This window comes from Bradyrhizobium sp. HKCCYLR20261, from assembly GCF_051168435.1.
Classification (GTDB): Bacteria; Pseudomonadota; Alphaproteobacteria; order Rhizobiales; family Xanthobacteraceae; genus Bradyrhizobium.
The window spans coordinates 501,697-515,329 of record NZ_JBNPUZ010000003.1; the positions used below are offsets into that span (position 1 = coordinate 501,697).

General features: G+C 65.3%; 13 protein-coding genes. 4 read left to right on the plus strand and 9 right to left on the minus strand.

Annotation, left to right across the window (positions count from 1 at the left end):
* Positions 1–83 precede the first annotated feature (83 nt).
* Genes ACQR1L_RS09475 through ACQR1L_RS09485 form a run of 3 tightly spaced genes read left to right on the plus strand, consistent with a single transcriptional unit; the run spans position 84 to position 3,851 of the window.
* Positions 84–740 (plus strand): toxin-activating lysine-acyltransferase, encoded by a 657-nt coding sequence (locus tag ACQR1L_RS09475; RefSeq protein WP_434857682.1) that lies wholly within the window; start codon positions 84–86, stop codon positions 738–740.
* Complete coding sequence (locus ACQR1L_RS09480; protein ID WP_434857683.1) at positions 733–2,538, plus strand: type I secretion system permease/ATPase; 1,806 nt, start codon at positions 733–735, stop codon at positions 2,536–2,538. Before ACQR1L_RS09475 ends, ACQR1L_RS09480 begins: the two co-directional genes overlap by 8 nt.
* Positions 2,535–3,851, plus strand: coding sequence for an HlyD family type I secretion periplasmic adaptor subunit (locus ACQR1L_RS09485; protein WP_434857684.1), 1,317 nt, complete (start codon positions 2,535–2,537; stop codon positions 3,849–3,851). Before ACQR1L_RS09480 ends, ACQR1L_RS09485 begins: the two co-directional genes overlap by 4 nt.
* 571 nt (positions 3,852–4,422) lie before the next feature.
* On the opposite strand, the gene ACQR1L_RS09490 is transcribed toward ACQR1L_RS09485, so the two are convergent.
* The 9 genes from ACQR1L_RS09490 to ACQR1L_RS09530 form a co-directional block, all read right to left on the minus strand.
* Positions 4,423–5,235 carry a c-type cytochrome gene (locus ACQR1L_RS09490; RefSeq protein ID WP_434857685.1) on the minus strand — a complete coding sequence of 271 codons (813 nt, stop codon included), beginning with the start codon at positions 5,233–5,235 and terminating at the stop codon, positions 4,423–4,425.
* Complete coding sequence (locus ACQR1L_RS09495; RefSeq protein ID WP_434857686.1) at positions 5,232–6,857, minus strand: b(o/a)3-type cytochrome-c oxidase subunit 1; 1,626 nt, start codon at positions 6,855–6,857, stop codon at positions 5,232–5,234. The genes ACQR1L_RS09490 and ACQR1L_RS09495 overlap by 4 nt, the downstream gene beginning before the upstream one ends.
* Entirely contained in the window at positions 6,844–7,407 is a 564-nt protein-coding gene (locus tag ACQR1L_RS09500; protein WP_434857687.1) for a cytochrome C oxidase subunit II, read from the minus strand. The genes ACQR1L_RS09495 and ACQR1L_RS09500 overlap by 14 nt, the downstream gene beginning before the upstream one ends.
* On the minus strand, positions 7,404–7,580 hold the full coding sequence (locus tag ACQR1L_RS09505; protein ID WP_434857688.1) for a hypothetical protein: 177 nt from the start codon (positions 7,578–7,580) through the stop codon (positions 7,404–7,406). Before ACQR1L_RS09505 ends, ACQR1L_RS09500 begins: the two co-directional genes overlap by 4 nt.
* 8 nt (positions 7,581–7,588) lie before the next feature.
* Positions 7,589–8,845, minus strand: coding sequence for a c-type cytochrome (locus ACQR1L_RS09510; protein ID WP_434857689.1), 1,257 nt, complete (start codon positions 8,843–8,845; stop codon positions 7,589–7,591).
* An 11-nt stretch (positions 8,846–8,856) separates the two neighbouring features.
* A complete protein-coding gene (locus ACQR1L_RS09515) occupies positions 8,857–9,537 on the minus strand; it encodes a c-type cytochrome (RefSeq protein WP_434857811.1) in 681 nt (226 codons plus the stop codon).
* 228 nt (positions 9,538–9,765) lie between these two features.
* Positions 9,766–10,113 carry a hypothetical protein gene (locus ACQR1L_RS09520; RefSeq protein WP_434857690.1) on the minus strand — a complete coding sequence of 116 codons (348 nt, stop codon included), beginning with the start codon at positions 10,111–10,113 and terminating at the stop codon, positions 9,766–9,768.
* A gap of 23 nt (positions 10,114–10,136) precedes the next feature.
* Positions 10,137–10,691, minus strand: coding sequence for a PepSY domain-containing protein (locus tag ACQR1L_RS09525; RefSeq protein WP_434857691.1), 555 nt, complete (start codon positions 10,689–10,691; stop codon positions 10,137–10,139).
* A gap of 269 nt (positions 10,692–10,960) precedes the next feature.
* The gene (locus ACQR1L_RS09530; RefSeq protein WP_434857692.1) at positions 10,961–11,992 is read right to left on the minus strand and encodes a helix-turn-helix transcriptional regulator; all 1,032 of its coding nucleotides are present in this window, start codon (positions 11,990–11,992) and stop codon (positions 10,961–10,963) included.
* 512 nt (positions 11,993–12,504) lie between these two features.
* Between ACQR1L_RS09530 and ACQR1L_RS09535 the strand changes: the two genes are divergently transcribed.
* Entirely contained in the window at positions 12,505–13,548 is a 1,044-nt protein-coding gene (locus tag ACQR1L_RS09535) for an AraC family transcriptional regulator (protein WP_434857693.1), read from the plus strand.
* The last annotated feature ends 85 nt before the right edge of the window (positions 13,549–13,633 follow it).

Below are 13,633 nucleotides of genomic sequence, written 5' to 3' on the forward strand. Positions count from 1 at the left end.
AGCACATCCGATCAAGGACTCCGCCGATCGCCCTCCTGCGCGACGAGGGACGTGGCAAAACTCATGGAAGAGGAGAGATCGCAATGTTGTTCGGCAAAAGGAGCAGCGGCGACGACGCGGCCGCCCGTCCCACCAGCGCGGAGCGGATCAATGGAGCCTCCGTGACCGAGCCTGCATCCGCGGCCGCGCACGAAGGCAAGCCACCGCCCGTCCATGCGGCGTTGCCCCCCGAGGAGATCAGGAAGCGGATGATCGCGTCCAAACAGATGGCTGCGGCCTTCGGCGAGATCGTCACGCTTCTCATGCGCTCTCCGCGAGACAAGCATCAATCGCTGGCTGACCTCGAATGGCTGGTGGTGCCGGCGATCGTGCGCGGGCAGTACGCGCTCGCCGATGCCCAGTCGAAGGATACGGGGGCCACCGCTCCCGTCGCAGCCGTCCTGTGGGCGCTCGTCTCCGAGGAGGTCGATCAGCGCCTGTCAGATCTTTCGACACCGCTGCGCCTGAAACCGGACGAATGGCGATCGGGGAACGTTCCCTGGATCATCCACGCAGCCGGAGACGCGAAGGTGCTCGCCGGCCTGATCCAGAGGCTACCCAAAGCCGCGTTCGAGGGCCGCCAGCCCAAGATGCGGATGCGCGGAACTGACGGCAAGCTGTCCGTTGGCCATCTCGAGGTGAAGCAGACGGCGGCAGGCGCAGCGGAGCCGCCCCCGGCGCGGAAAATGGTCGATGCATGACGGTCGTGCGGCAGGCATGTTCGGCGGGCCGCTGCAACAGGCGCTTGCCCGCTGCAGCCCGATCTTTGCCGGCGTTGCGCTGTTCTCGGGCGCGATCAATCTGCTCGCACTGACCGGCTCGCTCTACATGCTCCAGGTCTATGACCGCGTTCTGCCGTCGCGGAGCGTGCCGACCCTCGTGGGACTGTCGCTGCTGATGGCCGGGCTCTATCTGGGCAACGGCTACCTCGACTTCATCCGCGGACGCGTGATGAGCAGGGTCGGCGTCAGGATTGACGACGCGCTGAGAGAGCGGGTGTTTGCCGTCGTCCAGCTGCTGCCGCTGAGATCACGGCCGTCCGGCGACGGACTGCAGCCGGTGCGCGACCTCGATCAGATCCGTTCGTATCTCTCCGGTCTCGGGCCGACCGCGCTGTTCGATCTTCCCTGGATCCCGATCTATCTCGCCGTGATCTTCCTGCTTCATCCCCTCCTCGGCCTGTTCAGTGTCGCGGGCGGGCTCGTCCTGGTGGCGCTGACCTTCGTCACGGAGATGAGGAGCAAGGGACCGTTGAAGGCCGCCGCACATTCGGCCTCGCGCCGACTCGCCTTCGGCGAGGCCGCGCGGCGCAACTCGGAGGTCGTGCGGGCGATGGGCCTCGGGCAGCGTCTTTCGCACCGCTGGAACGAGTTGAATGCCGTCCATATCGCCGATCAGCTGCAAGCGTCCGACGCAATCGGCGGCATCTCGTCCGTCTCGAAAGTGTTCAGGCTGCTCCTGCAATCCGGGATGCTGGGCCTCGGAGCCTATCTGGTCATCATCGGCGGCCTCTCCGCCGGCTCGATCATCGCGGCCTCCATCATCATGTCTCGATCGCTGGCCCCGATCGAGACATCGATCGCGCATTGGCGCGGGTTCGTGTCCGCGCGCCAGAGCTACCGGCGGCTATCGGAGCTCTTCATGGCGCTGCCATCCGAGCCGATCGCGAGCCTCCAATTGACGGCGCCCAGATCCTCGCTGACCGTCGAAAATCTCTCGGTCGCACCGCCCGGCGCGGCCAGGCCCGTTCTCCTCAACGTGGGCTTTGCGCTCAGCGCCGGCGAGGCGCTTGGGATCATCGGACCGAGCGCCTCGGGGAAGTCGAGCCTCGCGCGGGCCTTGGTCGGAGTCTGGCAGCCGCTGAGATCGAGCGGCAGCGGTGTCGGCGGCTGCGTGCGCCTCGACGGGGCGGCGCTCGACCAGTGGGCGCCTGCGCAGCTCGGACGGCACATCGGATATCTGCCTCAGTCGATCGAGCTCTTCGAAGGGACCGTGGCGGAGAACATCTGTCGTTTCGATGAGGCCGCAACGAGCGAACGGATCATTGCAGCCGCACGCGCCGCCGGCGTCCATGAACTCATCGTGCATCTTCCGGCGGGCTACGAGACCGAGGTCGGCGAAGGCGGCTGTGCACTATCGGCCGGCCAGCGTCAGAGAGTAGCCCTGGCGCGGGCGCTCTACGGCGACCCATTCCTCATCGTTCTCGACGAGCCCAACGCGAATCTCGACCACGCAGGGGATGTCGCGCTCACGCATGCCATACGCTCGGTGCGTGAGCGCGGCGGCATCGTCGTCGTGATCGCCCACCGGCCCTCGGCTCTCGCGGGGATCGACAAGGTGCTGGCCCTGATCGACGGGCGTGTCCAGGCCTTCGGTGCCAAGGAGGAGATCCTGCGGCGGATGCTGCAGCCTGCGTCGCCTGCTGCTCAACGCACGGCGGCCGCCGGAGCCGCCAATCTCAAGGTCGTCAACGACGTCACAGCGGAGGCCGCTTCATGAAGCCGCGCGAACGGCTCACGATCAGCGCCAACGGCCGGGTGCAAGGCTACATGCTGTCGGGCCTTGCCGCCCTGTTCCTGCTCTTCGGCGGGATCGGCGTGTGGGCGGCAAGCACCGACATCGCCGGCGCAGTGATCGCCTCGGGCCTCGTCGTGGTCGATAGCAGCGTGAAGAAGGTTCAGCATCCGACCGGCGGCGTCGTCGGCGACATCAAGGTGCGGGACGGCGCGAAGGTGAAGGAGGGAGAGCTCCTTCTTCGCCTCGATGAGACGGTGACGCGTGCAAACCTCGAGACGGTCACCAAGCAGCTCGACGAACTCATGGTGCGCGAAGCACGATTGAAGGCGGAGCGGGATGGCCTCGCCGAGGTCAGGCTGGCTGCGGCATTGGAGGCGCGCAAAGGTGAGCCTGCCATTGCCGAGCTGAGCAGTGCGGAACGAAGCCTGTTCGCGAGTCGTCGCGACTCGCGCGAAGGCCAGAAATCCCAGCTCAGGGAACGCGTGATCCAGCTCAATGAGGAGTTTCGGGGAGTCACGGGCCAGATCACCGCGAAGGCCAAGGAAATCGCGCTGATCGGCAAGGAGCTCGAAAGCCTGGCCGGCCTCGAAGTGCAGAAGCTCGTGACCAGCGCAAAGATGCTCGCGCTTCGGCGCGACGCCGCGCGTCTCGAGGGGGAATACGCGCAGTTGAAGGCCTCGGCCGCGCAGACAAAGGGCAAGGTGGCCGAGATCGAGCTGCAAATTCTGCGGATCGACCAGGATTTCAAGTCACAGGTGCTCCAGGAGCTGACCGAGAACCAGTCCAGGCAGGCCGGCCTCGTCGAGCGCCGCATCGCCGCCGAGGATCAGTTGAAGCGGATCGACATCCGCGCGCCTCAATCCGGCATCGTCCATCAGCTCAGTGTGCACACGGTCGGAGGGGTCATCAATGCCGGCGAGCCGGTGATGCTGATCGTGCCGGAAGGCGACAAGCTCGTCATCGAGGCCAAGGTCGCGCCGCACGACATCGATCAGGTTCTGCAAAGCCAGCAGGCCTTGGTCCGCTTCGCCGCCTTCAACCAGCGCCGAACGCCGGAGCTCGAAGGCCTCGTGCATTCGGTGGCGGCCGACCTCAGCAAGGACGAGCGGTCGGGCGAGCCGTACTTCACGGTGCGCGTCGAGATTCCCGAGTTCGAACTCGCCCGCCTCGACGGCAAGAAACTCGTCCCGGGCATGCCCGCGGAGATTCACATCCGCACCGGTGACCGCACGGCGCTGTCCTACCTCATCAAGCCGCTCGAGGACCAGCTTTCCAAGGCATTCCGAGAGAGATGATCCAGGCTGCCGCTGCGTGTCGCGCGCCGTCTGGGAGTTTCTGGTGCGGCAACGGCTGCATCACCATCTCCTCGCCTGTGTTGGTGCTGAACCAGGCCGACCGCCACGTTCACGTGGTGTTTGCACTCCGAGTTGCCTTGTGGCCCATGCCGGCACTGCCGAAAGTCCCGATCGAGGATTGCTTGCGCATCGACCTCACGTCTCCTCTCTTCTGATCCGGCTTGCCGCGGCATGGCATCGGCCTCGTCCGCCCCTGGGAAAGCCGACACGTTCCCGCTCAACGCCGAGCCGCTTGGAAACACGACGTTGGCGATCGCTGCGTCACGGCGATTTTCAGCAATATTCGAGCGGCTTCAAGTCATCCGGTGGCGCCATGTGCACACCCTCTCTATCGTGGCGCGACGCATTCTTCCGGCGTCTCGGCCCCATCGCGCACCCGCGTGGCAAACGCCGCCCGACTGGAGGTCAGCTTTTGGAAGCTCAGGTCCCGAAAGGGGAAAGATGTCAACGGGCCATTTCTTCGCCTGATGACGCAAAGGAATGGACGGTCAATGTAGCGCGGCGGGCCGGCCTATTCGGCCACATTCACCGCTTCGACCGGCTGCGAGGCGTAGTAGGCCGCGGCCTCGTCGATCTCCTCGGAGGTCATCGCCCGCGCGATGTTGCGCATCTGGGCGCTGATGTCGTTGCGGCGCTGACCGGACGCGAAGGCCTCGAGCTGGGCTTTCAGATAGACCGCCGACTGCCCTTCGAGCCACGGGCTGCCGGTCTTGTTGTCGAGGCTGCCGTGGCATGCACCGCAGGGTGCGATGCCGCGGGTCGGCGCGCCATAGACCACGATGCGCGTCGGCTGGCGCTGCGGCTCCGGGTGATAGGCCGGCAATCGCGGCAGATAGGCATAGTAGGCTGCGAGATCGACGATGTCCTGGTCGGACAGATGGGCCGCGAATGGCGACATCACCGCATTCACCCGCGCGCCGGAGCGGAAGTCCTCGAGCTGCTTGTAGATCACCGCGCCATATTGGCCCGCCAGATTGGGGAAATCAGCGCGGCTGATCCCGGTCGGGCCGTGGCACATGGCGCAACGCTGCGCCAGGGTTGCGCCGCGGCCGATCGATTGCGGGCTTGGCTTGGCCAGCGTCGCCGCGGTCAGCACCACCTTGGAGGTCGGCGCGGCCGGCTTGGCCGAGCCGGCCACTGTGTCCCGCGGCAGTCCGGCGGCGCGGCAGATCACGTCCCACAGGCCGGCGAATTCGAACTCGCGCTGCGCATAAGGCAGCACGATGAAGCCGACCAGCACCGTCAGCACCAGCAGCCCCAGCGTCAGCCCGACGCTGATCCCGACATGGCGATCGCGCAGCGACAGCACCTCACGCTCCGTCATCGCTGCGCTCCCACATAGACCGCAGGCACGGCCGTATCCGACCGCACCGCCAGGTTGAGGATCGGGACGCCATAATTGGTGATGGTCAGAACGATCATCAGCGCGATCCACAGCCCGTGGCTGTTGAGCACCACCGGAAGCCGCGTCGGCGGATGCAGAGCCCGGCTGAAGCGATAGGCGCCGGCATCCTGTTTCGGCGTCATCTGGCCCCGTGCGAGGATCACCAGGAACAATGCGCCGGAGACCAGGATGATGAGGGCCCCGACCACCGAGATGATCACCGACAGCGCTTCGGGCGCCAGCGCGGGGTGGCTGAAGTCGAAATAGGCCATGCGGCGGGGCATGCCGAGGATCCCGACATAGTGCCAGGGGAACGTCGTCACCACCATGCCGACGGTCCAAAGCCAGAGCTGAAGCCGCATCAGCCCGACATCGGCCAGCGCGCGCCCCGTCAGATGCGGCCAGAGATCATAGGCGATCGCGAAATACATGATGACGATGGCGCCGCCGAAGATGAGATGGAAGTGGCCGGTGATCCACTGCGTGTTGTGGATGGAAGCATCGAGCTGGTAGCTCATATTGATGATGCCGCCGGCGCCCCCGAAACCGAGCATGACGAAGGAAAAGGCGACCGCCAGCATCACCGGATTGTCCCAGGGCAGCGCCCTCACCCAGCCGAACAGGCCGCGGCCGCCGCGCAGCCGCGCCGCGATCTCGACCGAGGCGCAGATCGTAAACACCGTGAGAAGAGTCGGCAGCGCCACCAGCGCGGTGAAGGCGGAATGGATGAACTTGAATCCCGCGCCCACCATCGGATCCGCGAACACGTGATGGACGCCGATCGGCATCGCGACCACCAGGAACAGGATGAAGGATATCCGTGCCATGGTGTCGCTGTAGAGCAGTCCGCCGATGGCGCGCGGCACGATGGTGTAATAGGCGATGTAGCTCGGGATCAGCCAGAAATAGACGATCGCATGCAGCGTCCAGGAGAAGAAGACGCGCGAGAGCCCGGCGTCGATCGTCGACTTGAAGCCGAGCGCCACCGGAATGATCTGCAGCAGCAGCTCGAGCGCGGCTCCGACGGCCGTCCAGGCCCAGAGCGAAGCGCCGGCGACATTGGCGAACATCGCCAGCGGCACCGGCGCGCCCGGATTGGCCTTCTTCCAGACCCGCAGGTTGATCGCCATCAGCGCGACCCAGATCCAGGAGCCGACCACGATCAGCACGAGGCCGATGTAGTAAAGCGGACTGCCGATCAGCGGCGGATAGAAGGTGTAGAGCACCGAGGCGCGGCCGAGCGAGACCGGAACCATCGCCATGACCGCTCCCGCGACCACAAGGCCGAATCCCACCCACGCCCAGCGCGCGCCGACCAGGCGCTGCGACAGCGCTGATTCACTGATCGCATAGCCGAAGCCCATCGCCACCAGCGTCGGAAACACATAGGCCATGACGGTGCCATGCGCGGTCAGCGAGCGGTAGTACCATTCCGGGTTGGACAGCCAGATATGCAGCGGACTGCGGATGAACATCTGCCAGGCGCCGAGCAGCAGCGCCAGCGAGAACACCCCGAATGCCAGCCAGAAATGCGCGAGGATGAGCTTCCTATTCGCCAACACAGCTGAACCTCCCGCCACCCTTCGCACGCTCGGCAAATGCCGTCTTGTCGATCACCCTCACCTTGCCCCACATGCCCTCATGGCCGAAGCTGCAGAATTCCTGGCACGGCATCAGGTAGTCGCCGGTCCTGGTAAAGCGCATGGGCTGCTCCGAGATGTAGCCGGGCACGAGCATGGTATTGACGTTAGTGCCCTGGACCAGGATGCCGTGCACGACATCGGCGCTGGTGGCGCGCAACGTGATCGGCGTGTCCGTAGGCACCAGGATGCAGGCCGGCGTAAAAGAGTATTGCTGGCCGATCGCGCGCACGGTCACCGCGCCATCGGCGCCGAGCTCTGTGCCGAGATTGGACTCGACGAACTCGCCGGCGAGATGCAGCCGCGCAGGATCGATGGTCTGGACCTGGGCCTGCGGCATGGTCGCCCGATGCAGGCCGGCGCCGGCGGCGAGCCCCGTCATCACGACGATGATGACGACCGAGATCATCGCCCAATTGCGCTCGGTGCGCGCAGCGATCGCAGCCACGTCGCCCCTTTCCTCGACGCTCATTGCAGGGCTCCCCGGGGTAGAAAGACGAACAGATAAAACGCAAGCCAGAGCGCGACGACGATTGCGGTCGCGATGCCGGCGATGGTCAGCGCGCCATGCGGCCCCCTGGCAACGACGAGCGCGACCGCCTTCTCATCTGGGCCGTCTCGCTCGGAAGAGTCGGTGTTCAGCATGGTGCCTCTCAGTCGAGCGGTGCGGAGCGCAGCTCGTTGGCCTCGCGAGCGCTCACGGGCGTGCCGCGATTGCCCCAGGAGGTGCGGATATAGCTCACGACCGCCGCGATCTCGTTGTCGGACAAAAGGCCTGCGAAGGGCGGCATGCCGTACGGCCTGGGATTGCCCTTTGTCCCCGGCGGATAGCCGCCATTGAGCACCATACGGATCGGATTGACCGCGGATGCCATGTTGATCGACTGGTTGTTGGCCAGCGGCGGCCAGTGCGGCGGCCTGCCCTCGCCGTTCGTGCCGTGGCAGCTGGCGCAGCGCGCGTCGTAAACGGTCTTGCCGAGGCTGATCAGCAGGCTGCTCTCGGTTCCCGGCAGGCTCGACACCGGCGGCGCCTTCGGCGACGGCTCGGCGATGCCCTTCAGATAGACCGCCATCGCGCGTGCATCGTCGTCGCTGAGATATTGCAGGCTGTTGTGCACGACCTCGGCCATGGGGCCGAACACGACGCCGCGGTTGGAGACGCCGGTCTGGAGCAGATCGGTGATATCCTTGATGCTCCAATCCCCGAGCCCCGCCTCGCGGTTGGACGTCAGCGACGGCGCGTACCAGTTCTGCATCGGGATCAGGCCGCCCTTGAACGCGTCCGATTGCGAGCTGCCGCCGAGCGCATTGATCGGCGAATGGCACATGCCGCAATGGCCGAGTCCCTCGACGAGATAGGCGCCGCGATTCCACTCGGCCGATTTGGACGGATCGTTCTTGAACTCGCCCTCGCGGAAGAACAGCGTGCGCCAGCCCAGGATCAGTTCGCGATTGTCGTAGGGAAAGCGCAGTTCGTGATTGCGGTTCTTCTGGTTCACGGCCGGGATCGACCTGAGATAGGCGAAGATCGCATCACTGTCGGCGCGGGTCACCTTGGTGTAGGAGGCGAACGGCATCGCCGGATACAGCAGGCCGCCATCGGGAAAGCGCCCGGTATGCATGGTCTTGTAGAAGTCGTCGGCGCTCCACCGGCCGATCCCCGTCGCCGGATCCGGCGTGATGTTGGAGGTGTAGAGCGCGCCGAACGGGGTTTTCATGGCACGGCCGCCAGCGAAAGGCCGTCCCTCCGGGGCGGTGTGGCAGGCGATGCAGTCCCCGGCCCGCGCCAGATATTCGCCGCGCGCGATGATGTCGCTGCCGGCCGCATCGCTGCCGGGTTGCGCATGCAGGATCGGCGTCGCAACCAGAAGACCCGCGACGATGGAGAGCAGACGGAGCGTCCCTTGCATGACCCTGCCCCTCAATTCGGCGCGCTGCCGCAGGCGAACGGCAGGGCGTAGCTGCCCTTCGGCGCGGGCGCTGCGTTCTCCGATGCCGGGAGGGTCGCGAGATAGGCCGCGACCGCCGTCACGTCGGTCTCGGTCAGCTTTGCCGCCACCCGCTGCATGCAGTCCGGCGACTTCGCCGTCCGCGTGCCGTAGCGCCAGGCGCCGAGCTGGGCGCTGACATAGTTGGGCCGCAAGCCGAGCAGCCCCGGAATGCCCGGCTCCATGCCGGTCAGATCCGGACCGTGACAGCTCGCACAGGCCGGGACTTGCGCGGCCGCATCGCCGCCGGTCACCAGCGCCTCGCCGCGGCTGAGGATCTCCGCGCTCACGGCGGTCGGGGCGGGTTGCGGCAGCGGCGGACGCTGGCTAGCAAAATAATCCGCCATGTCCTGCAGATAATCGTTCGGCAGAAACTCCAGCAAATAGTTCATCGGCGGATACTTCCGGCGGCCGCTGCGGAAGGCGAGCAACTGGTTGTGGAGATAGCCCGCCGGCTTGCCGGCGAGGCGCGGGAAATAGACGTCGTTGGTGCCCTCGCCCCGGTTGCCATGACAGGGCGTGCAGGCCTCGACGCGCGCCGCCATCGTGTCGGGCGGTTGAGCCGCCGTCTGCGCGGTGGCGGACGGCAAAAGCCCCCCCAGCAACACAGCCATGGCGGCCGTCAGCCAGCTCAGCGCAAGGAACGCCGTCGACGATTGCCTTCTGCGGCGCGCCGCCGGGCCAGCCGAGTTGTGATGCTTCTCGTCAGACATCTGATCAACGCTCTCTGTGCCGGTGCTGTCGGGAGAGACACCCGTCCGCAGCGCGGTGGCGAACTGCGCACTACACGTGCTGTGCTCGCCACGTCTTGCACGCCCTCGCCGTGATTTGACTGATCTTGCTCAGCGGCCGCCCTGGACGGCGGGGCTCGCGCCAAGTTCGTCCGGTCGCGTCGCCGGAAACACCACCCTGCGGCACGCAACGCTCAGCTCCGGCTTCTTCCTCCTGAGGCAGGCCTCGATGGCGGTCGGGTCAGGAATAAAATAACTGCACAGGCGGAAGACATCGGGGGCGCAGGCCTCCCGTTCCTCCGCCGTTCCCTGCGCACTCAGCGGCGTTGCCCATCCGATCAGCACGCCGCAGATCGCCACGAAGGCGGCCGCACAGGTCCATGTCGCGCGCCGGCCCGGGCCGGCCGACACACCTTTGCGCGGGGCAATACGCCGTTCGATTGTCAGTGCATCCGTCATGTCTCGATCACCTTCCGGGCCGATCATCGTTTCACACCGGCCGCCACCGGCGGCTCGAGCAGAACCTGCTTCAGATCACTGCCGGCAACACACACGATCACGAATTGCAGGCGGCCCTGCTCCACCATCAGGCCGGCGCTGATCGCCCGTCCATTCGTGCTTCGTTCAGCCACCACGATCGCGTCCGGCAGGTCCTGCCGCACCGCGCGCAGCCGGACGAGCAGCTCGCGATCGTGCGTCTCCAGATCGGGGATCGCGGACAGCACCTCGGTCTTGATCGTGGCGCCGGTCCGGGCATCGATGGTGGTCTCCCACAGGCGGTTTCCCCTCACCATCCGCACCTGATAGATCGGCACGCCGGTCTCGCCGTCGAAACTCGCGTCGACCGCGCGGGAGCCGCTATGACGCTCGCGCGCGATCCCGAGCGCATCGCGCAGCGAGATCGATGCCGTTTTGAACCGGCGGATTTCGGCTTCGGTCGCCTCCTGCTCGGAGGGCTCCGCGCGCGGCGCAGGCTCGCCGGCCGCGGCTGTGGGATGGTCACGCCCGACATCGGCCCTCGCCGCAGGCGGCAACAACAGGCTTATCACCGCAAGGCTTGAGATCAGCAGTCTGCGCGAGCCGGCGGTGGCTCGGCTTCTGACGCTCTGGTGGGTGGGTGCAATGTATCTTTGAGGTCCGGGTGGCATTTGAACGGCTCGTCTTCAATCTTCGTCGTGTTGGCAATCTGGGTGATGAGGAATGGTCGTGACTGGGCCATGCGCGACGAGAGGCGACCTCCGGAAGGCTCGGTCCCTCGAAGGTGCCCTGTTGCGCAGTGGTTACGCGACGAATGGAGGCGTGATGACTAGGATGGCAGTCGCTTGCGTGCGTGCTCTCGCGAATACGCACCCGGCGTATGTCCGGTGTAGTGCTTGAAGCGGCGCGTGAAATGGCTCTGATCGGCAAAACCGACCGTCTGCGCCACCTCGGCGAGCGACATCTCGGCGCGCCGGATCAGGTCCTTGGCTCGCTCGATCCGCGTCCGTTCGAGGTAAGCGATGGGCGACAGGCCGAAATGCTTCTTGAAGATGCGGCTGAGATGGAAGCGGCTGATGCCCGAGGCATCGGCGAGCTCAGCCAGGGTGATCTTGATATCGAGCGGCTGCCGCATGAACTCCAGAGCGCGGCGGATCGCCGCCACGTTGCTCGCCGCGGAGCGCCCCTCCCGGTCCATCGAAGTGCCGAAGCTTCGGAGAAGATGCGTCGACAGCACTGTCGCGACCGACTCCATCAGAAGATCCTGCGCCGGATGTGCCGGTCGCAGAAGCTCGGCAGACATGATCGCCCCGAGGCGATCTACGACACAGTCCTGCGCGCGGAAGACATTGGCCAGTTCGGGCCGCGCATAGACGCCGCTCCTGCCCAATTCTTCGGCAACCTCCCTGAGGCGTTCGAGCGACAGACCGATGCGCAAATGAGCCGGCAAGCGGCCGCGAAACGTCGTTTCATGACCCGCGGGCACAATCGACAGGTCTCCAGGCCTGCACGCGCTTTCGAAGCGTTGGCCGAGACGCTGCTGAAGGACGTAGGACGAATGCTCCCGCGCGACCAGGACGACATGATGATCACGCGGCGGCATCGGCTCAGTACCGCCGGCGTGAAACGCACCGTATTCGTCCAGCCAGATTCCGTCCCAGCACCGCCCTTCGCTCGTCGCCACGCGGGGGCGGTCACCAAGCTCGCGCCGCACCAGATTGATGCCGCTGCCCCCATCATCCTCGCGTCGATAATCCATGAGCATTTTCGCGGACTTCCAAGGTTCGTCGAATTCGTTGATCTCCGCGCGATTATCTCTGGCTGACTTTTGTTGTGAAGGCTCGTAGCGGACAGTTGGCATACCCGACCGGTCAGATCCGCCTCGACCAGAGATGAGTTTTCTCCTGACACGGCCAACTCAGTCTGCCCCGCTCGACGATCCCCACGCAAACGGCGGGCCAAGCGTTAGGATAGGACTTTTCCCATCAGGGGACCCGCGATCGTACAGCTCTCGTCAACTAATTTCCGACGATGCAACTAACGAGTCGTCCCAACATGATCGGCCGGCGCTCCCAGCGTGGCTGATGGCGATCTCGGTCGTCAGCCACTGTCGTAATTGGTGGCGAGCCGTCCTGCATCTGCCCAAAACAACAGCTTCCGTCGATCCCGATTGTCACATGTTACCATCTTGATTGTCGCCCGGCACGCCACTAAGAACAATTCGGGCCGCGGGGGCTTTGCCGGCTCCTTGGCAAATTCTGCCCAGGGGACAGCGCGTCGTCGCGCGGGCAATCGATTCAGTTGGAGAGGCCAATATCATTGCAGCAGCCGGGCACGTCTTCGCGTCGAAACGGATCAATAGGACCGGGCGCGATGGAAGCGCCGGCCGTCGGGCTCCATGAGCGGCTATACACTCCTACCAAGCTGGCCTCCGTCTACGACGCGTTGGTGAAAGAAGGTCACTCACCGTCGGACGCCTTGAAGGGTATCGGCCTCAGACCAGAAGACGTTCATTCGCCGGACACGCGGATCTCGCTGAGTCAGCTGATGACCGCCTACCGGAACGCCATCAGGTTGTCGGCCGACCCGCATATTGCCTATCGTATCGGCGAGACCATCCACATATCGGCCTATGGCATGTATGGCTATGCCATCCTCTGCAGCCCGGACTTCCGGACGGCCGTGGATGTGACGATCCGCTACCACGTGCTCGCGACGCCGCTCGCCTCGGTCGGGCTGACGGAGAAGGATGGCCTGGCCACCTGGATCTTCGAACCCAACGCCCATATGGTCGATGACTCCCCGCTTTATCGCTTCGTGATGGAGAAGCAGATGGGAGTCCACATCTCGGTGATGCGGGACATCATGGGCCCGGCTTTTGTTCCGGAAGCAATCCATCTGACATACGCCAAGGCGACTGATTTCGGGATCAACCCGGGTGACGTCGGCTGCGAGGTGCGCTTTTCGCAGACCGCCAACCGGATGATCTTCAAGAGCGAATGGCTGGACTCCAAGGCGGTACTCGGCAACCGGACGACGTTCTCGCACATGGTCGACATGTGCAACAATTTGCTCGCCGATCTCACGGTACGCGCAGGCGTGGCCGGCCAGATCCGCGAGATCCTGCTGCGCGACATCGCCAATCCTCCCTCGTTCGAGGCCGTTGCGCGTCGGCTCGGAACGAATGAGCGGTCGCTGCGCCGCGCGCTCGAGAAACAAGGACTGTCGTTCCGGGCTCTCCGGGACGAACTGAGAGGCCGCTTGGCGCTCGAATATCTGCGCGGCACCGCCCTCACCAACGACGACATCGCGGTGGCCTTGGGGTTCAGCGATGCCGCGGCATTCCGGCGCGCCTTCCAGCGCTGGACCAACAAGACGCCGAGCGAGATCAGGAACGAGCAACCAAGGGCGAAGTGATCGGCGCGCGCCGGCCGTGCCACCATCGGACGCGATCGGCTACCACAGCGGTTGCCCGCAAGCCAATTCGGCCTGAAACCTTGCT

Coding starts and splice junctions, on each gene's coding strand:
- ACQR1L_RS09475 (WP_434857682.1), top strand. CDS start 84: ATGTTGTTCGGCAAAAGGAGCAGCGGCGACGACGCGGCCGCCCGTCCC.
- ACQR1L_RS09480 (WP_434857683.1), top strand. CDS start 733: ATGCATGACGGTCGTGCGGCAGGCATGTTCGGCGGGCCGCTGCAACAG.
- ACQR1L_RS09485 (WP_434857684.1), top strand. CDS start 2,535: ATGAAGCCGCGCGAACGGCTCACGATCAGCGCCAACGGCCGGGTGCAA.
- ACQR1L_RS09490 (WP_434857685.1), bottom strand. CDS start 5,235: ATGACGGAGCGTGAGGTGCTGTCGCTGCGCGATCGCCATGTCGGGATC.
- ACQR1L_RS09500 (WP_434857687.1), bottom strand. CDS start 7,407: ATGAGCGTCGAGGAAAGGGGCGACGTGGCTGCGATCGCTGCGCGCACC.
- ACQR1L_RS09505 (WP_434857688.1), bottom strand. CDS start 7,580: ATGCTGAACACCGACTCTTCCGAGCGAGACGGCCCAGATGAGAAGGCG.
- ACQR1L_RS09510 (WP_434857689.1), bottom strand. CDS start 8,845: ATGCAAGGGACGCTCCGTCTGCTCTCCATCGTCGCGGGTCTTCTGGTT.
- ACQR1L_RS09515 (WP_434857811.1), bottom strand. CDS start 9,537: ATGGCTGTGTTGCTGGGGGGGCTTTTGCCGTCCGCCACCGCGCAGACG.
- ACQR1L_RS09520 (WP_434857690.1), bottom strand. CDS start 10,113: ATGACGGATGCACTGACAATCGAACGGCGTATTGCCCCGCGCAAAGGT.
- ACQR1L_RS09530 (WP_434857692.1), bottom strand. CDS start 11,992: ATGCCAACTGTCCGCTACGAGCCTTCACAACAAAAGTCAGCCAGAGAT.
- ACQR1L_RS09535 (WP_434857693.1), top strand. CDS start 12,505: ATGGAAGCGCCGGCCGTCGGGCTCCATGAGCGGCTATACACTCCTACC.